Origin of the sequence: Curtobacterium sp. NPDC088465 (genome assembly GCF_044753165.1) — a bacterium.
In the GTDB taxonomy this organism is placed as follows: Bacteria; Actinomycetota; Actinomycetes; order Actinomycetales; family Microbacteriaceae; genus Curtobacterium.
The window spans coordinates 843,298-863,296 of the sequence record NZ_JBIVMR010000001.1; the positions used below are offsets into that span (position 1 = coordinate 843,298).

Annotated in this window: 22 protein-coding genes; 8 read left to right on the forward strand and 14 right to left on the reverse strand. The window is 72.2% G+C overall.

Going from position 1 to position 19,999, the window contains the following annotated elements; translation table 11 throughout:
* Nucleotides 1–20: 20 nt before the first annotated feature.
* Complete coding sequence (locus ACIP6W_RS03780; RefSeq protein ID WP_066651815.1) at nucleotides 21–917, reverse strand: phosphatase PAP2 family protein; 897 nt, start codon at nucleotides 915–917, stop codon at nucleotides 21–23.
* Between the two features lie 238 nt (nucleotides 918–1,155).
* Between ACIP6W_RS03780 and ACIP6W_RS03785 the strand changes: the two genes are divergently transcribed.
* Complete coding sequence (locus ACIP6W_RS03785; RefSeq protein WP_158407721.1) at nucleotides 1,156–1,605, forward strand: DUF4383 domain-containing protein; 450 nt, start codon at nucleotides 1,156–1,158, stop codon at nucleotides 1,603–1,605.
* Nucleotides 1,606–1,884: 279 nt separating this feature from the next.
* On the opposite strand, the gene ACIP6W_RS03790 is transcribed toward ACIP6W_RS03785, so the two are convergent.
* The 12 genes from ACIP6W_RS03790 to ACIP6W_RS03845 form a co-directional block, all read right to left on the reverse strand.
* Nucleotides 1,885–3,192 (reverse strand): ATP-dependent RecD-like DNA helicase, encoded by a 1,308-nt coding sequence (locus ACIP6W_RS03790; RefSeq protein ID WP_400428359.1) that lies wholly within the window; start codon nucleotides 3,190–3,192, stop codon nucleotides 1,885–1,887.
* The gene (locus ACIP6W_RS03795; protein ID WP_400428361.1) at nucleotides 3,189–5,153 is read right to left on the reverse strand and encodes a cytochrome c oxidase assembly protein; all 1,965 of its coding nucleotides are present in this window, start codon (nucleotides 5,151–5,153) and stop codon (nucleotides 3,189–3,191) included. The genes ACIP6W_RS03790 and ACIP6W_RS03795 overlap by 4 nt, the downstream gene beginning before the upstream one ends.
* A 177-nt stretch (nucleotides 5,154–5,330) precedes the next feature.
* Nucleotides 5,331–5,618 (reverse strand): HU family DNA-binding protein, encoded by a 288-nt coding sequence (locus tag ACIP6W_RS03800; RefSeq protein ID WP_058727660.1) that lies wholly within the window; start codon nucleotides 5,616–5,618, stop codon nucleotides 5,331–5,333.
* Nucleotides 5,619–5,909: 291 nt separating this feature from the next.
* Nucleotides 5,910–6,215 carry a 30S ribosomal protein S14 gene (gene rpsN / locus ACIP6W_RS03805; RefSeq protein WP_022903745.1) on the reverse strand — a complete coding sequence of 102 codons (306 nt, stop codon included), beginning with the start codon at nucleotides 6,213–6,215 and terminating at the stop codon, nucleotides 5,910–5,912.
* Nucleotides 6,216–6,217: 2 nt separating this feature from the next.
* A complete protein-coding gene (gene rpmG, locus ACIP6W_RS03810; protein ID WP_022908193.1) occupies nucleotides 6,218–6,388 on the reverse strand; it encodes a 50S ribosomal protein L33 in 171 nt (56 codons plus the stop codon).
* Nucleotides 6,388–6,624: a 50S ribosomal protein L28 gene (gene rpmB / locus ACIP6W_RS03815; RefSeq protein ID WP_022903747.1), complete on the reverse strand. Its 237-nt coding sequence runs from the start codon at nucleotides 6,622–6,624 to the stop codon at nucleotides 6,388–6,390. The genes rpmG and rpmB overlap by 1 nt, the downstream gene beginning before the upstream one ends.
* A 487-nt stretch (nucleotides 6,625–7,111) precedes the next feature.
* The gene (locus ACIP6W_RS03820; RefSeq protein ID WP_400428363.1) at nucleotides 7,112–7,807 is read right to left on the reverse strand and encodes an alpha/beta fold hydrolase; all 696 of its coding nucleotides are present in this window, start codon (nucleotides 7,805–7,807) and stop codon (nucleotides 7,112–7,114) included.
* 10 nt (nucleotides 7,808–7,817) lie between these two features.
* Nucleotides 7,818–8,231, reverse strand: coding sequence for a Fur family transcriptional regulator (locus ACIP6W_RS03825; RefSeq protein WP_081984565.1), 414 nt, complete (start codon nucleotides 8,229–8,231; stop codon nucleotides 7,818–7,820).
* Complete coding sequence (locus tag ACIP6W_RS03830) at nucleotides 8,228–9,172, reverse strand: metal ABC transporter permease (RefSeq protein WP_066651805.1); 945 nt, start codon at nucleotides 9,170–9,172, stop codon at nucleotides 8,228–8,230. The genes ACIP6W_RS03825 and ACIP6W_RS03830 overlap by 4 nt, the downstream gene beginning before the upstream one ends.
* Nucleotides 9,172–10,002, reverse strand: a complete 831-nt coding sequence (locus tag ACIP6W_RS03835) for a metal ABC transporter ATP-binding protein (protein ID WP_400428365.1) — start codon at nucleotides 10,000–10,002, stop codon at nucleotides 9,172–9,174. Before ACIP6W_RS03835 ends, ACIP6W_RS03830 begins: the two co-directional genes overlap by 1 nt.
* A 56-nt stretch (nucleotides 10,003–10,058) precedes the next feature.
* Entirely contained in the window at nucleotides 10,059–10,973 is a 915-nt protein-coding gene (locus ACIP6W_RS03840; protein WP_400428367.1) for a metal ABC transporter solute-binding protein, Zn/Mn family, read from the reverse strand.
* Nucleotides 10,974–11,086: 113 nt separating this feature from the next.
* Nucleotides 11,087–12,352 (reverse strand): PTS transporter subunit EIIC, encoded by a 1,266-nt coding sequence (locus tag ACIP6W_RS03845; protein WP_400428368.1) that lies wholly within the window; start codon nucleotides 12,350–12,352, stop codon nucleotides 11,087–11,089.
* A 161-nt stretch (nucleotides 12,353–12,513) separates the two neighbouring features.
* On the opposite strand from ACIP6W_RS03845, the gene ACIP6W_RS03850 reads away from it, so the two are divergent.
* Both ACIP6W_RS03850 and ACIP6W_RS03855 read left to right on the forward strand, forming a co-directional pair.
* Nucleotides 12,514–12,771, forward strand: coding sequence for a PTS transporter subunit EIIB (locus ACIP6W_RS03850; protein WP_268746776.1), 258 nt, complete (start codon nucleotides 12,514–12,516; stop codon nucleotides 12,769–12,771).
* On the forward strand, nucleotides 12,768–13,220 hold the full coding sequence (locus ACIP6W_RS03855; RefSeq protein ID WP_066651796.1) for a PTS glucose transporter subunit IIA: 453 nt from the start codon (nucleotides 12,768–12,770) through the stop codon (nucleotides 13,218–13,220). The genes ACIP6W_RS03850 and ACIP6W_RS03855 overlap by 4 nt, the downstream gene beginning before the upstream one ends.
* A 121-nt stretch (nucleotides 13,221–13,341) precedes the next feature.
* Here ACIP6W_RS03855 and ACIP6W_RS03860 read toward each other — a convergent pair whose 3' ends face one another.
* Nucleotides 13,342–14,076 (reverse strand): GntR family transcriptional regulator, encoded by a 735-nt coding sequence (locus ACIP6W_RS03860; protein ID WP_066651794.1) that lies wholly within the window; start codon nucleotides 14,074–14,076, stop codon nucleotides 13,342–13,344.
* 131 nt (nucleotides 14,077–14,207) lie between these two features.
* Here ACIP6W_RS03860 and ACIP6W_RS03865 point away from each other — a divergent pair, with 131 nt between their 5' ends.
* The 5 genes from ACIP6W_RS03865 (at nucleotide 14,208) to ACIP6W_RS03885 (ending at nucleotide 19,980) form a co-directional block, all read left to right on the forward strand.
* On the forward strand, nucleotides 14,208–14,834 hold the full coding sequence (locus tag ACIP6W_RS03865; protein ID WP_200884149.1) for a response regulator transcription factor: 627 nt from the start codon (nucleotides 14,208–14,210) through the stop codon (nucleotides 14,832–14,834).
* A complete protein-coding gene (locus ACIP6W_RS03870) occupies nucleotides 14,827–16,032 on the forward strand; it encodes a histidine kinase (RefSeq protein WP_066651791.1) in 1,206 nt (401 codons plus the stop codon). The genes ACIP6W_RS03865 and ACIP6W_RS03870 overlap by 8 nt, the downstream gene beginning before the upstream one ends.
* 128 nt (nucleotides 16,033–16,160) lie before the next feature.
* Nucleotides 16,161–18,194: a DUF2156 domain-containing protein gene (locus tag ACIP6W_RS03875; RefSeq protein ID WP_251159937.1), complete on the forward strand. Its 2,034-nt coding sequence runs from the start codon at nucleotides 16,161–16,163 to the stop codon at nucleotides 18,192–18,194.
* A complete protein-coding gene (locus ACIP6W_RS03880; RefSeq protein WP_251159938.1) occupies nucleotides 18,191–19,483 on the forward strand; it encodes an esterase family protein in 1,293 nt (430 codons plus the stop codon). Before ACIP6W_RS03875 ends, ACIP6W_RS03880 begins: the two co-directional genes overlap by 4 nt.
* An 83-nt stretch (nucleotides 19,484–19,566) precedes the next feature.
* Nucleotides 19,567–19,980 carry a lactococcin 972 family bacteriocin gene (locus ACIP6W_RS03885; protein ID WP_271826750.1) on the forward strand — a complete coding sequence of 138 codons (414 nt, stop codon included), beginning with the start codon at nucleotides 19,567–19,569 and terminating at the stop codon, nucleotides 19,978–19,980.
* The last annotated feature ends 19 nt before the right edge of the window (nucleotides 19,981–19,999 follow it).

Here is a 19,999-nt window from a genome sequence, read left to right on the forward strand (position 1 = left end):
CAGTCCGCCTGGACTGCAGCTCAGCGGCGGGGCGGCAGGGCGCGTTCGTCCGTCTGTGCGGCGTGGTGGAGCCCGTCCGCGAGCCACACGACCGTGACGACGGCCAGCACGCTCACGCTCGACGCCATGCGGCCCGCGACCAGGACCGCATCGTGCAGGTCGGCGATCCCGGCCAGGCCCGCGACCACGGCGACCACCCCGACGAGCAGACCGACGCCCGTCGCGACCAGGAGCAACGCGGTCACCAGGCGACGGGGGCCCCGACGCCCGTCCCGGTCACCGCGCTCCCCGCGGTCGACCCGCGGTCCGACGGCACGGACGAGCCCGAGCCAGAACAGGGCGATCGCGCAGGCCCCGACGATGTCGCTCACCCGGTGCCAGCCGTACACGACCGTCTGGTTCGCCACGAACACGGCGTAGGCAGCCCCCACGATCGTCACCACCGGTCGCCAGCGCCGAGGCGTCACGAGGAGCACGGCGAACAGTGCCGCGAGCGCGATCGTCGCGTGTCCGGAAGGGTACGAGTTGGGCGTCTCCGACTGGGCGATCTCCGGGCGCTCGGCGATACGCTTCACGAGAGTCGAGGTGGCTGCCGACGCGAGCACCACGACGCCCGCTCCGAGTCCGACCGCGAGCCGGCGTCGGGCGAACGCGACGGCGGCGATCACGACCACCAGCAACAGGATGACCGGCACCGAGATGACGTTCAGTGCAGTGTCCGACCCGAACAGGTCGGACTCCCGGACCCCGCCGAGCGCGGCGTCCTCGACCCGCTGCCCGACCGGCGTCAGCACGGCGACGGCGTAGACGAGAGGCACGATCACGAACCCCAGAGCCGCCAGCAGCCCCCACCGCAAGCGCCGCGAGACCAACGGTCCGCGCGACTCGGGCGCGGTGCGTTCGGGCGTGCGGGTCACCGGCGTGGTCCTCCTCGGTGTGGCGATCATCGGTCTCCTCGTCCGGCTGGTGCCGCGCGTGCGATTCGGACGGTCGGGGTCCGACACGATACCGTTGGTCCGCCGGTCCGCGCCTGTGAACCAGGGGTCAGCCGCCTCAGGATCCGACGGCCGCACCACCCGTGCACCGCGGGCAGGTGCTCCGGCTCCCGCCGCCGGTCCGTCCGGTGCGACCACCCTGTACCAGGAGGAGACCGAAGTGGCCATCAAGGAACCCAGCATCACGGCGTCGCCGAACCGGGGCCTCGCCCTGACGGTGGGATCGCTCCTGGCGCTCTGGGGCTTCCTCGGCTTCTTCTTCGCCGCCGACGGCGACCCGGGCTTCTTCAGCCGCGAGGGCGGGATGCTCTGGAATGCCTTCGGCGTCAACCCGGCGATGTGCCTGCTCTGGATCCTGCTCGCCGTCGTGCTGCTCATCACGAGCCTCGGCACCACCATCGGTGCGCGGAACGGCAACCGTCTGGTCGGCGTCGTGCTCGTCGTCATGGCGGTGTACGGCTTCGCGCTCGGTGGCACCTCGGCGAACGTCTTCGCGCTGACCTTCGCGGACAACCTGTTCCACGCGATCATCGGCGTCGTCCTGCTCCTCACCGCCTTCGGTGCGGACCGCGAGAACGTCCGTGCGATCCGGGCGGCTCAGCGCGCCTGACGCGTCCGTCGTACGTCCTCGACGCCCCGTCCACCGGCTGGTGGGCGGGGCGTCGTCGTCGTCGGGGCTCGGCCGGGCTCGTCGAGCGGGCAGGACCCACCACGGGTGCTCCACCGAGTGGGCAGGACACGCCAGGGTCGTCCGCCGAGCGGGCAGGACTCGTCGACGACTCCCGCCGACCGTGACGGATCCGGCCCGATCGGCGGGTGACGACCGTGACGGATCTGGCCCGATCGGCGGGCATCCGACACCGGGGGGGGGGAGGGAGGGGCCGGTGCGTCAGTCGCCGTCGGGGCCGGGCGCTGCCTCGAGCTCGGTCGCCACGACCCGCGGCGCCTCCGACATGAAGCGTCGGACGTCGAGGTCCACGATGATGTCCTGCGGCCGCAGCGGACGGGTCAGGTAGAGCCCCTCGAGCGACGTCAGCCGCGACAGCGCCACGTACGTCTGCCCGGCGCTGAAGACCCGGTTGCCGAGGTCGACCACCGCGCGGTCGTACGTCGAGCCCTGGGACTTGTGGATCGTCACGGCCCAGGCCAGGCGCAGGGGGAACTGCTGGAACTCCCCCACGGTGTCCTTCTTCAGTTCCTTCTTGTCCGGGTCGTAGGAGTACTTGAACTTCTCCCACACGGACGGCTGGACCTCGAAGGACTCCCCGTCGACGTCGACCCACACGGTGTCCCGGATGGTGGTCACGACGCCGAGCGTGCCGTTCACCCAGCGCTGGTCGGGGTCGTTGCGGAGGAACATGACGTGCGCGCCGGGCTTCAGCTCGAGCGCCTCGTCCGCCGGGAAGTTCCGCCCGCCGAAGTCGCCGTTGACGTCGGCCCTGGCGGTCTTCACCGTGCCCGGCAGCCGGTCGAGGGCCGCCTTGTTGATCCGCGCGACCGTGTCGTTCCGGGTCGCCAGGGTGATGGCGTCGTCGGGCGCCGGCCGGGCTCCGGCCGTGTTGAGCTGTCCGGCGATGTCGGCCGTGACGCGACCGTGCCGCACCGCGGTGAGCATCGCAGCGAAGGCGTCGTCACGCTGCCGGTGCACGGTCGCGAGCTCGACGATGTGCAGGTCGGCCTCGAGCCAGACCTTCGCGTCGAAGAACCACATCGACCGGTAGTGGTCCGTGAAGTACGCCCGCTCGTCGCCGTCGCCCGGGACCGGCGGCAGCTGGTACGGGTCGCCGAACATGACGACCTGCACGCCGCCGAACGCCTCGAACTGCCGTCCGCGGGCCTTGCGGAGCGACCGGTCCATCGCGTCGAGCAGGTCGGCGTTCACCATCGAGACCTCGTCGATGACGAGGGTGTCGATCGTGTTGAGGAGCTTCCGGGTCTCCGGCCCCTGACGGAGCTCGGCGTCGGCGATGAGCCCGATCGGCAGCCGGAACAGCGAGTGGATCGTCTGCCCGCCGACGTTGAGCGCGGCGACGCCGGTCGGAGCACAGATGACGACCTGCTTCTCGGTGTTCCACGACAGGTGGTTGAGGAGCGTCGACTTGCCCGTGCCCGCGCGTCCGGTGATGAAGACGTGGTCGCGGGTGTGCTCGATGTACTCGAACACCGCCCGCTGTTCGGCGCTGAGCTCGACGCTCACCGCTCGGCCGTCCCGGACGCCGGTGCCGGGTCCGGTGCCGTGCTCGCCGACCCGGTGGCGGGCGCACGGTCGGGCGCGGATCGGTCGCCGCGCAGTCGGAGCACCGTGACGACGACGACCGTCACGAGCAGCGCGATCCCCGCGACGACGAGCACGACTCCGGCCCGGGCCTGGTCGTCGATCGGGGTCGGTCCCCACTCGCGGCCCATCGCGCCGAACCACGACGCCTGGAGCAGGCCGAGGGGCCCCTGCATCGCGATGCCGAGCGAGACGGTGCCCGCCGCCACGACGACCGCGCCCGCGATCCGCACGAGCGCCGCGCCGGTGCTCGCCGCCCGGGCACCAGCGGCCACCGGGGTGAGGAGCGTTGGCACGGCGGACAGCCCGACGAGCAGCAGCCCGACGTCGACCAGGGTGCGGCCGGACGGGTCGCTCACCGACCAGCGCAGGACCTGGGTGGCGTAGAGCCCCCACCAGACCGCGGCCAGGAGCACGAAGGACGGGAACGGCTGCGCCAGGTACCGCACCACGCCGTTGTCGACGAGCAGGCCCGTCCACTCGCGGACGCCCGTCGAGCCGTCGTCGCGCGGGTGCACGGCGGACCGGATGAGCTGCACGGGAGCGGCCGCCCAGAGGAGTGCGGGGACGACCAGGCCGAGCAGCACGTGCGCGCCGACGTTGGCGGACACCAGGAAGCGGTCGTAGGTGTGCAGCGATCCCGACGTCGCCAGGACCAGCGTGACGACCGCGATCGCGGCGGCGACGGAGCGGCGCACCGGCCAGGAGACACCACGACGCCGCAGTCGGACCACGCCGGCGGTGTACGCGGCAGCGGCGAGCACGGCGGCCAGCAGCCAGAACAGGTCGATGTTCCAGGCGGTGAGCCAACCCCACGACCCCGGCGCCGCGGGGAGCGGGTCGTCGGTCAGCAGCTCGGCCGGGGTCGGGTTCGTCGTCTTGCTGAGGGCGACCTCGCCGGCCGGTGTCGCGGTCCGTCCGAGCGCTGCGGCGAACCCGCTCGCGATGCCCATCACGGCGAGTTCGACGAGCACGAGGGTCCAGAACGCACCGCGGCGCTCCGGGGCGTCGGTGAGCGACCGGATCGCACGACGACGTTGCACCGCGCCGAGCACGCCGATGCCGACGAGCGCGGCGGTCTTCACGAGCACGAGCACGCCGTACGGGCTGGCCAGGTTCGCCGGGGCGCCGATGCGGATGATCGCCGACGCCGTGCCGGACACGGCGACGAGCACGAAGCAGCCGAGCGCGATGCTCGAGTACCGCGCGACGACGAGCGGCAACCGGTCACCGGGCAGCACGTTCCGCAGGAGCACGACGAGCAGCAGGCCACCGACCCACAGGGCTGCGCCGACCAGGTGCAGCCCGAGCGCGGTCACCGCCGAGTCGTGGCTCGCGGTGCCCGCGGCGTGCCCCTGCTGCGCGAGCGGCACGAGCCCGACCATCGCGACGCCGGCGGTGAGCGCGACCATGCCCCGCCCGCGGACGGCGAAGCAGAGCACCGTCACGGCGGCGGCGATGAGCACGGAGACCAGCCACGCGGTGCCGAGGTCGGTGCCGGTGAGGAAGACCCCCATCGACTGGCCGAACTGCTCGTCGAGGCTGAGGGCCGACCCGGCGACGGACAGGAACGTGAAGAAGGTCGTGGCGGCGGCGGCGACGGTCCAGACCCCGGCGGCACCGGCGGCGACGTCGATCGCGCGGTTCCACTCGGGGCGGGTGCGGGAGAGTCCGACGACGGTGAGCGCGAGCCCGCCGATGGTCGCTGCCGCGGACAGGTCGACGACGAGCCGAGCGATCGGCAGCCCGAAGCGCACGACCGCGCCCGGGTCGGCGATGAGTGCGCGATCCGCCCCGCCGCCGATCACGAGGGCGACGAGGAGGGAGACGAACCCGACGAGCAGCAGCACGGCGGGGCCGGCGATGCGTGCGATCCGGTCCACCCGACAAGCCTAGGCGGTGCCCGACCTACCACGGCACGCCGGGTGGGTCGACCTGTGGGCGGTGCGCCGCGCCTCCAGGCCGTGCAGGACAGGCCGGGGCACCGCGGACACGGGAGCCGCCCGGGAACGACGGAAGGGACGGCCGGAGCCGTCCCTTCCCGGTGGTGCTGAGCGGTCCTACTTGACGGCAGCCTTGAGCTTCGAGCCGGCGCTGACCTTGACCGAGTCGCTCGCGGCGATCTCGATGGCGTCACCCGTCTGCGGGTTGCGGCCGGTGCGCGCGGCGCGGTGGGTCTTCTCGAAGGCGATCCAGCCCGGGATCGTGACCTTGGTGCCGTCGGCGACCGACGACGAGACGACGCTGAACAGCGCGTCGACGACGCCGTTGACGGTGGCCTGGCTCTGGCCGGACTCCTGCGCGACGGCAGCGACGAGCTCGGTGCGGTTCAGTGACTTGTCAGCCATGGATGTCCTCCTCGGACTTCTTGCAGTGTCGGTGGGACGTCCGGGACGCCCGCCCGCCCGGAGCGGGGTGCCCTGGACGTGGTGGCCCCGCGGACGAGCACGCCCGGCGGAACCGTCAGCGAACCTACCAGCCGAGCGGGGTCCGGACGACCGACTCGCCCGGATTTCCGGGGTTGTGGAGGGTCTGGAGGGGTCCGAGTGACGGATGTGGCGACCGTGTACCCCGCACAGGCCGGGAACGACGAACGCCCCGTCCCTCTGCAGGGACGGGGCGTTCGGTGGTGCTGGTGCTTACCAGGAGCTCTTCGTGATGCCCGGCAGCTCGCCACGGTGGGCCATGTCGCGGAAGCGGACACGGCTGATGCCGTACTCACCGAGGTGGCCACGGGGGCGACCGTCGATGGCGTCGCGGTTGCGGTAGCGGACCGGCGACGCGTCGCGCGGGAGCTTCTGCAGGCCGACGCGGGCGGCCTCACGCGACTCGTCGGTGCCGTTCGGGTCCACGAGGGCCTTCTTCAGCTCGAGACGACGCTCGGCGTAGCGCGCGATGACCTCGGCGCGCTGGTTGTTCTTCGCGATCTTGCTCTTCTTCGCCATGCTTAGCGCTCCTCACGGAAGTCGACGTGCTTGCGGATCACCGGGTCGTACTTCTTGAGCACGAGGCGGTCCGGGTTGTTGCGACGGTTCTTCTTGGTCACGTAGGTGAACCCGGTCCCCGCGGTGGAGCGGAGCTTGATGATCGGACGGACGTCCTGACCCTTCTTGGCCATCAGATCTTCTCCCCACGGGCGAGGAGATCCTTGACGACGGACTCGATGCCGCGTGCGTCGATCACCTTGATGCCCTTAGCGCTGAGCGTGAGCGTGACGTTACGACGAAGCGAGGGCACGTAGTACGTCTTCTTCTGCACGTTCGGGTCGAAGCGACGCTTCGTCCGGCGGTGCGAGTGCGAGATGTTGTGTCCGAAGCCGGGGGTGGCTCCGGTCACCTGGCACACTGCTGCCATGGTTTCCTCCTGAGGTACCGAGCGACCGGACGGCCGCTCCCAAGGTCACTTGCCTGGCACGCACGCGCTCGTCACCGTGAGGTGACCGCAGCGAGGGGGTTGTGCGCGCCGCCCAGGCCCGCTGACCCTGTCGAAGGACCCGCAGACACCGCGCGACCGCGGCGTACGCGACGGTCGGAGGGCTTGGAACAACTGGGTCTGCCACGCGGACGCGGCGGACCAGGGGTCAACGTTACGGGACGGCCGCGCGTGTCGCAAGCCGGGCCTCCCGTCCGGGTCGCACCGGTACCGGCCTGGAGGCGCGGCTCGGCCCCGTCACGCCGGTTCCGGTCCGGCCTGTCTCGGCACTCCCGGTCGCATGACGTGCCGTCGGGCGGCTCGGTAGACGGCATGTCGTGCGACCAGGACGGATGCGCGCGGCAAGTCGTGCGACGAGGACGGCCAGGAGGCCCGGACGCGCCCGGACGAGCCCGGACGCGCCCGCGGCCTACGGTCCCGCGGTCGGCCGCGGCGCCAGCGCCTGCACCAGCAGCGCGCCGAGCTCCCGCGGAGCCGTGACCATCGGCCAGTGCCCGGTCTCGAGCCCCACGATCGTCAGGTCCTCGACGGCGACGAGCTCCGTCGTCCGCGCATGGTGCTCCGCCACCATCGCCGCGAGGTCCGTCGCCGGGACCTCGCACGACACCACCGTCGCCGGGATCGCGTGCCGCGCGGGGTCGGTGTAGTGGAAGGGGTCGGACGCCACGGCCGCGGGCTCCGGGACCGCCCGGCGCTCGAGGTCCTCCCGCACCGCGGGCGTCACGTCACGCACGGTCGTGGGCTCCCAGACGTCCCACGACGGCAGCGGTACGACCCCGTCGACCACGGGCAGTTCGTCGTTGACGACGGCGCCGTCCGGCCCGGGGAACGTGTCGACGTAGAGCAGGTGCGCCACGAGCGACGGTCGTCGATCGGCGGCCATGAGCACCATCGGACCCGCACCCGAGTGCCCGGCGAGCGCGACGGGCTCGTCCGGCGTGGCCACGGCGTCGAGGACCGCCACGATCCCGGCGACCTGCTCGTCGAGCGTGTCGCCCGTCCGCGTGATCGCCTGGACGGAGTGCCCGGCCTCCTGCAGCACGGGCGCCACCTCGTCCCAGGCGCTCGCGTCGAGCCAGAACCCGGGCACCAGGATGACGTGCATGCGCGGGAGGTTACTCGCCGGTGCGCGCCGCGGTGCAGACCGCGCACTCGCCGAAGATGTCGACGACGTGGCTGGCGTTCGTGAACCCGTTCGCCGCCGCGACCTCCTGCGCCCACCGTTCGACCGGGTCCGCCTCGATCTCGACCGTGCGGCCGCAGTTCCGGCAGATCAGGTGGTGGTGGTGCGCGTCGGTCGTGCACGCGCGGTACAGCGACTCGCCGTCCTGCTGCAGCGAGTCGGCGTCGCCCTCGGTCGCCAGGTCGGCGAGCGCCCGGTACACGGTCGCCAGCCCGATCGTGGAACCACCGTCCCGGAGGTGCTGGTGGAGTGCCTGCGCACTGACGAACCCCTCGGTGCCGGAGAGCGCGCTGCGCACGGCCTCCCGCTGCCAGGTGTTCCGCTTCGGCTTCTGCACGGCGTTCACGCGGTGACTCCTTCCCTGCGGGTCGCGTCGGTCGACGCGTCGGTCCCGGTCGGGAGGCGCGGCACGCCTCCGTCGGTCTGCTCACGGTCCGCGATGCGGTCGCGTCCGCGTCTGTCCCTGCGGCTGCCGACGATCCGGCAGACGACCCAGATCACGAACGAGATCGTCGTGACGTAGGGGCTGATCGGCAGTCCGCCGCCGAGTGCGAGCAGGATGCCACCGACGACCGACACGACCGCGAACACCGTCGAGAGCACCGGGACGACCACGGGGTGCGAGGTCAGGCGGAGCGCGGCGGCAGCGGGGGTGACGAGCAGCGAGAGCACCAGCAGCGCGCCGACGATCTGCACCGACACCGCGGTCGCGAGCCCGAGCGCGAGCATGAACACGATCGCGAGGGTCCGCACGGGCACCCCGGCAGCGGCCGCGACATCGGGATCGACCGACGAGAACATCAGCGGGCGCCAGATCACCAGGAGCGTCACGACGACGATCGCGGAGACGACGACCAGCGAGGTCAGCTGCGGGTTGTCGACCGAGACGATCTGCCCGGTCAGCAGCCCGAACTTGTTCGCCGCCCGGCCCTTGTACAGCGCGAGGCAGAGGATGCCGAGCCCGAGACCGAACGGCATGAGCACGGCGATGATCGAGTTGCGGTCGCGGGCCCGCGAGCCGAGCAGCCCGATGAGCAGCGCCGCGACGACGGAGCCGACGAGCGACCCGGTGACCACGTTGACGCCGAACAGCAGGGCGGCGCTGGCCCCGGCGAAGGACAGTTCCGAGATGCCGTGCACCGCGAACGGCATGTTCCGCGCGACGACGAACGGGCCGATGAGCCCGCCGACGATGCCGAGCACGGCGCCGGCCCAGATCGAGTTCTGGACGAGGACCAGGAGCTCGCCGTAGTCCTGGAACGAGAAGACGGTCGACAGCACGTCCATCAGATGCGTCCTTCGTCCGGGGTGGTGGTGTGCGGGTCGGCATCGCAGTGGTGGTGCGCCCCGGTCTGGTCGTGGGCCTCGTTCGCGCCGACGATGACGATCCGTCCCATGGTGCGGACGACGTCGACCGGGGTGCCGTAGAGGTCGCTCAGCACGTCGGCACGCAGGACCTCGTCGGGGGCGCCGATGCGGAAGCGCCCGCCGGCGATGTAGAGGACCCGGTCGACGACGTCGAGGATCGGGTTGACGTCGTGGGTGACGAAGAGCACGGCAGAGTCCTGCTGCCGACGCTGCCGGTCGATGAGCTCGGTGACGCCCCGCTGGTGGCGGAGGTCGAGCGAGATGAGCGGCTCGTCGCAGAGGAGCAGTGCGGGGTCCGCGGCGATGGCCTGCCCGACGCGGGTGCGCTGCTGCTCACCGCCGGACAGCTCGGCCACCGGGGCGTCGGCGAACGCGGTCGCACCGACCTCGTCGAGGATGCGGTCGACCCGAGCGCGCTCGGCCCGGCTGGCGGGTAGGACACCCCACCGGGAGCCGGTCACCCCCTGGGCGATCATGTCCCGTGCGCGCAGGGGCGTGCCGGACTCCATGAGGCGCTGCTGCGGGATGTACCCGATCCTCCGGTGCCCGCGACGGACGGGCTGCCCGAGGAACGACATCGTCCCGCCCGTCAGGCGCTGCTGGCCGAGCACGGTGCGCAGGAGCGAGGTCTTGCCGGCGCCGTTCGGCCCGAGCACGGCGACGAACTCGCCCGGCGCCAGGTCGAGGTCGAGGTGCGACCAGAGGGTCCGCGACCCGTACGAGAGCGCCGCGTCACGGAGGGCGAGCACGGCGGAACCGCCGCGGCCGGGGGCCGCAGCGGTTCGCGAGGGGGTCTGGACCGCGGTCACTTCGCGAGCGCCCCCGTGATCTCGTCGATGTTCGCCTGCTGCCACGAGACGTAATCCTCCCCCTTCGGGAGCGTCTCCGTGACACCGACGACCGGGATGTCCGCCTGCTCGGCGGCCTTCTGGACCTGCTCGGTCTCGGGGCTGGAGGTCTGCTCGTTCACGGCGAGGAGCCGCACCTGCTTGCCGGTGAACAGCTTGAGGGTGTCGTTGAGCGCGGCCGGCGGGACGTCGTCGCCCTCCTCGATGGCCTCGGCGAAGGCCTCGGGCGTCACGTTGTCGAGCCCCATCGCGTCGAAGAGGTACCCGGGGACGGGCTCGGTGTACGACACCTTCTCGCCGTCGACCTCCTCCTTGGCCGCTGCGGTCTGCGACTCGAGGTCGTCGAGCTTCGTGGTGAGGGTCTTCGCGTTGCGCTCGAAGGTGTCGGCGTGCGCGGAGTCGAGCTTCGTCAGACGCTGTTCGAGGTCGGCCACGAGCTTCACCATCGTCGGGTAGTCGTAGAACACGTGCTCGTTGAACTCCGCGTCGCCGCCCTGGTCGAGCCCGGAGAGCCCCACGACGTTGATCGTGTCGGCCTTCGTGTTCGAGGCCTTCGCCAGGGTGGTCATGAAGTCGTCGTACCCGCCGCCGTTCTCGATGAGCAGGTCGGCCTTCGACACGGCGAGCTGCGTCTTCGCGCTCGACTCGAACGAGTGCGGGTCCTGCGACGGGTCGTCGAGGATGCTCGTGACCTCGACGTCGTCGCCGCCGATCTCCTGCGCGATCGAGCCGTAGACGTTCGTCGAGGCGACGATCCGGACGGTGCCGTCACCCGAGGCGTCACCGGAGGCGGAGGACGTGGCGCAGCCGCTCAGCGCGAGGGCTGCGGCGCCGGCGACGAGCGGCAGGGCGAGGAGGCGACGGTTCTGCATGGTGCGAGCGTACGGCTTGCTGATAACGGTTGTCAAAATCAGCCGACCGACGGACGGAAGGCGCGGTGCCAGCCGGTACCGCGCCTCCCGTCCGGAGCAGGATCAGCGAGCGATCAGGGCTTGGTGGCCGCGTCGATCGTGTTCTCGGCGATCGTGTCGTCCTCGCGGCCCGGTGTCCGCAGGTTCCACTTCCTGATCACGAACGAGAACAGGAAGTAGTAGACGACCGCGTACGCCAGGCCGATCGGGATGAGCCAGATCGCCCCGTCGGCCTTGCCGAAGTTCAGCACGTAGTCGATCGCGCCGGCCGAGAACGAGAAGCCGTCCCGGATCCCGAGCGCGTTGACCAGCGCCAGCGAGGTCCCGGTGAGGACCGCGTGGATGACGTAGAGCGGGAACGCCACGAACATGAACGAGTACTCGAGCGGCTCGGTGATGCCCGTCACGAACGACGTGAGTGCGGCCGAGATCATGATGCCGCCGACGACCTTGCGGTTCTGCGGCTTGGCGTTCCGCCAGATCGCGAGCGCACCGGCGGGCAGCGCGAACATCATGATCGGGAAGAAGCCGGTCTGGAAGATGCCCGCGGTCGGGTCGCCGGCCAGGAACCGCGCGATGTCGCCGTGGTAGGTCACGCCGTCCGCCGTGAAGCTGCCGAGCTGGAACCACGGGAAGAAGTTGAGCAGCTGGTGCAGGCCGATCGGGATGAGCATGCGGTTGACGAAGCCGAAGACGCCACCACCGATGACCGCGTTGTCCGCGACGGCCTGGCCCGCTGCGGTCAGCGCGATGTCGAAGTAGCGGTACACGAACGACATGAGCACCGCGATGACGAGACCGGCGACGGCCGTCAGGATCGGGACGAGACGGCGACCGGAGAAGAAGCCGAGGAAGTCCGGCATCTTCGTGCGGTGGAACCGCTGCCAGAGCACGGCCGCGACGAGTCCCATCACGATGCCGCCGAGGACACCGAAGTTGATGGTGGCCTGCTCGCCGTTCGCGTCCTTCACCCCCGCGAGGACGATCGGCGACATGGCCTTCCAGACCTCGTACATGACCATGTAGCCGACGACCGCGGCGAGCGCCGTGGTCCCGTCCGACTTCTTCGCCCAGCCGATGGCGATGCCCACCGCGAAGAGCAGCGGCAGCCAGGTGAAGACGCCGTTGCCGGCCGCAGCGACGATCGAGGCTCCCTGCTCGAAGCCGGGGATGGCGCCGAGCATGTCGGACTGCCCCAGGCGGAGCAGGATGCCCGCGGCCGGCATGACCGCGATCGGCAGGAGCAGGCTCCGACCGAGGCGCTGGGCGTTCGCGAACAGCCTGGACTGCTTCTTCGGGGTCTTCTTGTCCGGCACGTCCGTTGCAGCAGCGGTGCTCATCGGCGTTCCTCTCGTCATCGGGTGGAGCTGGGCGCAGGGGTGAGTTGAGTCATGCGAGGACCCCGGGTAGCCTCGGCGGTACCGCCGGGTCCGGTCCTGTCCGGTCATGACCAGTTCCGTAGTCTGAACCGGTGACCAGATGCGTGTCAACCCGGCACGGAATCCGCAACGAGGAGGAAACGATGGCCGACATCAAGGCAGCCGACATCATCGCCGCACTGGGTGGCGCAGACAACATCGACGAGGTCGAGGGCTGCATCACGCGCCTCCGCGTCGAGGTCGAGGACGGCGACCTCGTGGACAAGGCCGCCCTGCAGGCAGCGGGCGCGCAGGCCGTCGTCGGCGGCGGCACCGGGTGGCAGGTCATCGTCGGTCCGATCGCGGACAACCTCGCGCAGGACATCCAGGACGAACTGTGACCGCGGTCCGGACCCCGTTCGCGGGCCCGGTCGTCGCACTCGCCGACGTGCCCGACCCGGTGTTCGCCGGGCAGCTGGTCGGCGCGGGGGTCGCCGTCGACCCGACGGGTGTCGCGGGTCCGGTGACCGCGGTCGCCCCGGTGGACGGCACGATCGTCAAGCTCCACCCGCACGCCTTCGCCCTGCAGGGCTCCGCCGGGACGGACGTCCTGGTGCACGTCGGCATCGACACCGTGAAGCTGCGGGGCGAGGGCTTCGAGCTGCTCGCGGCCGAGGGTGACACCGTGCACGCCGGCGACCCGGTCGTGCGGTTCACCCCGAGCGTGATCGAGGCCGCCGGCTACTCCCCGGTCTGCCCGGTCGTGGTGCTCGGCAGTGCGCCGGACTCGGTCGAGCAGCGCTCGGTCGGCACCACGGTGCCCGAGGGCGCCACGCTCTACACGGTCTGACCGCGGGGGAACCCTGCCGAGTCTCGGCCCAGCGGACGTCTTCGCGGGCGCACGAACGCAAACCTGTCCGCGGAGCCGAGACTCGGCTCCGGCCGCGGGGGCGGGGGCGTGGCAGCGCGCGCTACGCCCCCGGCCGTCGGGCGGTGACCTCCATCTGCACCCGGTAGCGGTCGGACCGGTACCAGGACCGGGCGTGCTCGACGGGCCGGTCCCCCGAGTACGACACCCGGTCGAACTCGAGCAGGGGCGCCCCGGTCCTGGTCCCGAGCAGCGTCGCGACGTCGTCGGCCGCGGGCTTCGCCGCCACCGTCTGCTGCGCCCGGTCGATCGGCACGCCGTACGTGTCCGCCGCGAGCGAGTACACCGACCCGGACAGGTCCTGGTCGAGCAGGCCCGGGTACGCCGTCGCCGAGAGCCAGGCGTCGTCGACGGACACCGGTGCGCCGTCCGCCATCCGCAGGCGCTTCAGGTGGTGGGCCGTGTCGCCCTCGTCGAGGCGCAGCGCGGCCGCGGTGTCGGCCGGCGGGACCCGCTCCTCGCGCACCAGCACGACGGTCGTCGGGACGTGGCCGAGCGCACGCATCTCCTCGGTGAAGGACGCCAGGTGCAGTGTCGACTGCACGGGACGGTGCGCCACGAAGGTGCCCTTGCCGCGCACGCGCTCCAGGTAGCCCTCGTTGACGAGCTGTCCGAGGGCCTCGCGCACCGTGATCCGGGACACCCCGTACTCGGCGATGAGCTGCCGCTCCGAGGGGATCGCCGCGCCGGGCGCGAGTCGGGCGGTCGCGAGGTCGAGCAGGATCCGCCGCAGCTGCTGGTGCTTCGGCTCGGCCCCCTCGGTGATGCGGCTCGTCATGCGGTCCTCGTGCTCCGGTGCTCGTCGACTCCGGGCGGTCCTCGCCCAGCTGGTCCTGTGCGGACATGACCAGTTGTCCTCACAGTAGCGATCAGGATGCGAGAAGCCAACGCCGTGACAAGATGACGCCCGTGACCTCGGTGGTGATCGTGGACGACGAGACGCTCGTCCGGTACGGCTTCGAACTCATCCTCGGCGCAGCGGCGGACATCGACGTCGTCGCCACGAGCGGTGACGTCGACGCGGTCGAGACCGTGCGCCGGCACGCCCCCGACGTGGTCCTGCTCGACGTGCGCATGCCCCGGGTGAACGGGCTCGAGGTGCTCGCTGCACTCCGGCAGCTGCCCGAGCCGCCCGCCGTGGCGATGCTCACCACGTTCGACACCGACACGCAGGTGGTCACCCGGGCGATGGAGTCCGGCGCCGCCGGGTTCCTGCTCAAGGACACCGACCCGGAGTCGCTCGCCGAGTACGTCCGGGCGCTCGCCCGCGGCGGCATCGTCCTGGCACCGGGCGTGGACCGCACCCGCCTGTTCGCGCACCGGCCGTCGACGCCGGCGCCGGAGCTCTCCGACCGCGAGCACGCCGTGGTGCGGCTCGTCGCCGAGGGTGCCAGCAACCCCGAGATCGGCCAGCGCATCGGCGTCAGCACCGGCACCGTGAAGGAGGACGTCCGCGCCCTCCTCGCCGCGTTCGGCGTCACCACGCGCGTCCAGCTCGCGCTGCGCGCGGCGGAGGCCGGGCTGCTCGATGGCTGAGCCCGCTCCGTCCGGTCGCGTCCGACGGCTGCTGGCGCGGACGGACGGGAGGCTCGACGCACTCGTCGACGTCGGCCTCCGTCGTGCGCGTGCCCACCCGGCCCCGTGGTGGCTGGTCGACGCGCTCTTCCTCGCGGCCGCCGTCGTCGACGCCGTGCTCGACATCGCGGGCGCCACGACGACCGAGATCACCCTGTCGCTCGTCGCGGCGGGTGCACTCGTCCTCCGTCGGCGGCTCCCCGTCCTGGCCTTCGCGCTCACGATGCCCGGGCTCTTCATCGGCTCCGGTGTCGTCGCGGCGAGCATCGCCCTCTTCACGCTCGGTGAGCGGACGGACCGCCGGTGGCTCATGCTGCTCGCCGCCGTCGTGCAGTTCGTCGGGTTCAGCGGCTTCGTCGTCGGCCCGCCGCAGCAGCTCGACGAGATCGTGGTGTCGATCGTGTACGCGCTCATCTTCGCGCTCGGCCCGCTCTCGATCGGCCTGCTCGTGCGGACCCGCGCGGACCTGGTCGACCGCATCGCCGAGCTCGGGGCCTCCCGTGCCGAGGAACGGCGTCGCGCCGCCGAGGTCGCCCTCTCCCGCGAACGCGCCCTGCTCGCGCGCGAGATGCACGACGTCGTCTCGCACCAGGTGACCCTCATCGCGGTGCAGGCCGGCGGCGTGCAGATGGCCGGGCGCGACGAGCAGGAGCGGGCGTTCGCGCGGACGATCCGGCAGCTGTGCGTCGTGACCCTGCAGGAGCTGCGCGAGATGGTCCAGGTGCTCCGGGCGTCCGGCGGCACCGACCGGGAGATCGCCCCGCAGCCCGTGCTCGCCGACCTGCCCCGGCTCGTCGCCGCGAGCGGGCTCGAGACCGACGCGGCCGTCGACCTGCCCGAGACCCTGCCCCTGCCCGTGCAGCGCGCGGTCTACCGCTTCGTGCAGGAGGGCCTGACGAACGTCCGGAAGCACGCCCCCGGCGCCGTGGTCCGGATCAGCGGTCGGCTGCACGGCGACCAGGTGCTCGTCGACCTCGTGAACGGGCCCGCACGTGCCGACCGGCTCGAACTGCCCGGGTCCGGCCTGGGGCTCATCGGGCTCGGCGAACGCGCGTCGCTCCTCGGCGGCCGCCTCGACTCGGGACCGCAGCCCGGCGACGGGTTCGCGCTGCACCTGCGCCTGCCCGTCGAGCACCGACCGAGCGTCCCCACCCCCTGACGGCCGGGCGAGCGAGCGGCGGACGACGGGTGACCAGCCCTCCGAGGGACGGTCGGTGGCCGATCGGCCACCCGTGTTCACGCCACCGCCCGATGCACCGACCCGGCAGGGTCGGCTGTGATGGCAGCGTGGTCCAGTCAGCGCTCGTCGTCAGCATCCGTCGACACCCCGTCTCCGTGGGCGTCGGCGTCGCCTCCGTCCTGCTCGCCGTCACGGCACGCGTCGCGCACGCCGAGCCGGACTTCCCGCACCACCCGCCGGTCGCCTGGGCAGCCCTCGCGGTCGTCGTGGCCGTCACGGTGCTCGCGGAACGCACGCTCGGGTCGCTGCGCACCGTCCTCGTCGGCGTGGGCGCCCCGCTCGCGGCCGTCGGCGTCACCTTCCTGGCGGTGACGGTCGGGTCGGCGATGGGCGAGGCCCACGCGGAGGCCGCCGCGGGTGAGCCGCTGTTCGCCCCGTCCGCCGTCGCGACCGCCCTGCTCGCCGCGGCCTCCGCCACGATGCCGCCGGCCCGCCGACGTCGTGTCCGGGCCGTCCTGTGGACGGTCGTGCTCACCCTGGTGCTGTTCGCCGGCCACGGCTCCGACACCGCGCGTGCCCTGGCGACCCTGTTCGGGACCGCCGCCGGAGCGCTCGTGGTGCGCCGCGCCTCCCGGCCGGCACCGACCGCGCCGCGCACCGACCGGACCGTCGTCACCCACCCGCGCTCGGTCGTCGTCGCGACGCTCGTCGCCCTCGGCGCGGGCACCCTGGTGACGCTCGTCGTGCCGGAGCCGGACGGCGTCCTGTCGCCGTTCGCCGATGCCATGAGCGACCGGGCGACCGTGCTCGTCGGGGTGCTCCTGGTCGGGGCCGCCTGGCTCGTCCAGCGCGGCCGTCGCACCGGGCTCGTCCTGGCGGCGGGCCTGCTGGTGACGCTGTCCGCCGTGCTCGCCGACGTGTTCCTCATCGAACCACTGCAGGACGGCTTCGTGCAGTGGCAGGGTCTGACGACCGACGAGGTCGAGTGGCAGGTCACGCTGCTCGGGGCCTGGGCCGTCCCCGCCGCCGTGCTCCTGGCGATCGTGGTGCTCCGCGGCCAGCTGGTGCGCGCTCGCTTCCGTGCGACGCCGACCTGCGGCGAGGACTACCTCGGCATGCTCCGCGAGGGGGACGCGGGCACGCTCGGGCACATGGGCACCTGGCGGGGCAACGCGACCTGGACGCACCCGGACGGACTCGGTGCCGTCGCCTACCGCGTGCACGGCGACGTCGCCCTGACCGTGTCGGACCCGGCGTGCGCCGCTGCGGACCGGGCCGAGGTGGTCGCCGCGTTCGCCCGCGCCTGCGAGCGGAACGGCTGGACCCCCGCGTTCACGAGCGTGCACGAGCCGGTGCGGGCGATCCTCGCGGCCGAGGGGTGGGCGTCCTTCCCCGTGGGCGTGGAGTCCGTGCTCGACGTGACGACGTTCGACCTGCGCGGCAAGAAGCGCCAGGACCTGCGCACCGCGTCCAACCGTGCCGACCGCGAAGGGCTCCGCGACGAGTGGACCACGCTCGCCGCCCTCGACGCCGACCAGCGCGCGCAGGTCGAGACGATCTGCACCCGCTGGGCAGCCGACCGTCGGCTGCCGGAGATGGGCTTCACGCTCGGTGGGTTCCGCGAGCTCGAGGACCCGGACGTCCGACTGCTGCTCGCCGTGACCGCCGAGGGTCGGGTGACCGCGGTGACGAGCTGGCTGCCCGTGTACGAGCACGGTGCCCTGACCGGGTACACGCTCGACGTCATGCGGCGCGGCGAGGACGGGATGCCCGGGGTGATGGAGTTCCTGATCGCCCGGACCGCCCTGCGCGCCCGCGAGGCCGGCCTCACCACGATCAGCCTCTCCGGCACGCCGCTCGCACCGCACACCGACGCCGGGTCCTGGGTGGCCCGCGGGTCGGCGCTCCTCGCCCGGGCGCTCGAGCCCGTCTACGGCTTCCGGTCGCTGCAGCGCTTCAAGGAGAAGTTCGGCGCGCGCCACGAGCCGCTCTGGCTCGTCGTCCCGAGCGCGCTGCAGGCGCCCCGGGTGGCGCGAGCGCTCACCAGCGCGTACGTGCCCGGGCTCCGTCCCAAGCACCTGTGGGCGCTCCGCCAGGCGCACGTCGCCCCGGCGGCTGAGCAGCCGGCCGCCCGCTCGTGAGCCCCGTCGAGTGGCTGCTCGCGACGCAGCTGCAGGCACCGAACAAGCTCGTGCCGGCCGACCTGGCGTTCGCCGTGCTCGCGACCGCCGTCCTGCTGCCCGCCGTGCGGCAGTGGCGGTCGCGGCAGGCCTGGCGCCGAGCGGCCCTCCGCGCCGGCATCGCTGCCGCTGCCGCGCTCGTCGTGCTCGCCGCCTGCTGGTTCACCACGCAGGTCGTCGACCTGTTCGGCGTCGCGCTGAGCCCGATCACGCAGATGTGGAGCGCCTTCGCCGGCGCGGCACTCGCCCTCGCGGTCACCGGTCTGGTGCAGGGCGGCGGATGGCGTCGCGCGCTCGCGATCGTCCTGGTACCGGCGGCGCTCGTCGTGCCCGCGCTCGGCATCAACGTCGAGTTCGCCAAGTACCCGACGCTCGGCACCGTCGTGCAGAGCGACCCGTGGCCCGCCTACGACCGTGACGCCGCTCCCCTCGACACGATGCCCACCGCCGGGATCGTCCGGACCGCGACCATCCCCGGCACGCGCTCGCACTTCGACGCGCGGCCGGCCGTCGTCTGGCTGCCGCCGGCGGCCCTGGTGCGGGACCCGCGACCACTGCCCGTCGTCATCGCCTTCTCGGGGCAGCCGGGTGCGCCCGGGGACCTGTTCACCGCCGGTCGTCTGGCGGAGTCCCTGGACGCCTACGCCCGCGCGCACGACGGTCGGGCGCCCATCGTCGTGAGCGTCGACCAGCTCTCCGCGCCGGGGAGGAACACGATGTGCGTCGACTCCCGGCTCGGGAACGTCGCGACCTACGTGACGCAGGACGTGCCGACCTGGATCCACGCGAACCTACCGGCGACGACCGACCGGAAGGCCTGGGGGCTGACCGGGTTCTCGCAGGGCGGCACGTGCACGATGCAGTTCCTCACCGGGCACCCGTCCGCCTTCGGTGCGGCGCTGGCGGTGTCGAGCGAGCTCCAGCCGATCGACCAGGGCCCGCAGCACAGCGCCGACCAGGCGTTCGGCGGATCCGTGGCGGCCTGGCAGGCGGCGGCACCGATCGCACAGATGCGGGAGCACGGGCTGGACGGCCACGCCCTCTGGCTGACCGCCGGGTCGTCCGACCGGAAGTTCAGCGAGAACGCACGGGAGCTCGGTGCGGCCGCGCGGGAGGCAGGGGCCCGGGTCGAGGTCGGATCAGCGCCGGGCAGCGGTCACGACTGGAACACTGTGCAGTGGTCGTTCCGGACGTACGTCGGGCCGTTCGCGGATGCGTTGTCCGTGGCGGAACTTCGATCACAAAACTGAATATCGTACATCCGATGTTTGACGTCAGTACCACCCCCGCGCAACGCTGTGGGGACACGTCAGACGAACGGAAGGACGACGACATGGAACACGGGACGACACGGGACACGGGGAAGCAGGTCCTGCTCGGGCTCGCCGTGACGATCGGTCTGGTCCTCGGCGGGACGGCGACAGCGGCGGTCGCCAGCCCGACCGAGGTCCTGGGGCACGGTCCCGAGGCGGGTGGGGTCGTCCTCCCGGACTCCGGCATCGGGACGACGGGCGAGCACCGGACCTCGGGCCAGCAGCGGAGTGACGGCGGGGGCGGGAGCTTCTGGCAGTGGGGCGTCAGCGGCGGGGACGTGTGGTCGAACTACTTCCGTGAGAAGCGGTGCCACGGCGCCACGGCGGTCGGCAAGAAGACGAAGCGCGTCACCGGTGTCGCAGGTGGTCGGTACGCCTACGCGGCGACGCCGAAGAAGCCCAGCGGGAACCAGGCGTACTACCACAACTGCTGATCCGGTCAGGCTCGAGAGG

Coding starts and splice junctions, on each gene's coding strand:
- ACIP6W_RS03860 (WP_066651794.1), bottom strand. CDS start 14,076: ATGACGAGCCGCATCACCGAGGGGGCCGAGCCGAAGCACCAGCAGCTG.
- ACIP6W_RS03820 (WP_400428363.1), bottom strand. CDS start 7,807: ATGCACGTCATCCTGGTGCCCGGGTTCTGGCTCGACGCGAGCGCCTGG.
- rpsN (WP_022903745.1), bottom strand. CDS start 6,215: ATGGCGAAGAAGAGCAAGATCGCGAAGAACAACCAGCGCGCCGAGGTC.
- ACIP6W_RS03845 (WP_400428368.1), bottom strand. CDS start 12,352: ATGAGCACCGCTGCTGCAACGGACGTGCCGGACAAGAAGACCCCGAAG.
- ACIP6W_RS03830 (WP_066651805.1), bottom strand. CDS start 9,172: ATGGACGTGCTGTCGACCGTCTTCTCGTTCCAGGACTACGGCGAGCTC.
- ACIP6W_RS03840 (WP_400428367.1), bottom strand. CDS start 10,973: ATGCAGAACCGTCGCCTCCTCGCCCTGCCGCTCGTCGCCGGCGCCGCA.
- rpmB (WP_022903747.1), bottom strand. CDS start 6,624: ATGGCAGCAGTGTGCCAGGTGACCGGAGCCACCCCCGGCTTCGGACAC.
- ACIP6W_RS03885 (WP_271826750.1), top strand. CDS start 19,567: ATGGAACACGGGACGACACGGGACACGGGGAAGCAGGTCCTGCTCGGG.
- ACIP6W_RS03870 (WP_066651791.1), top strand. CDS start 14,827: ATGGCTGAGCCCGCTCCGTCCGGTCGCGTCCGACGGCTGCTGGCGCGG.
- ACIP6W_RS03800 (WP_058727660.1), bottom strand. CDS start 5,618: ATGGCTGACAAGTCACTGAACCGCACCGAGCTCGTCGCTGCCGTCGCG.
- rpmG (WP_022908193.1), bottom strand. CDS start 6,388: ATGGCCAAGAAGGGTCAGGACGTCCGTCCGATCATCAAGCTCCGCTCC.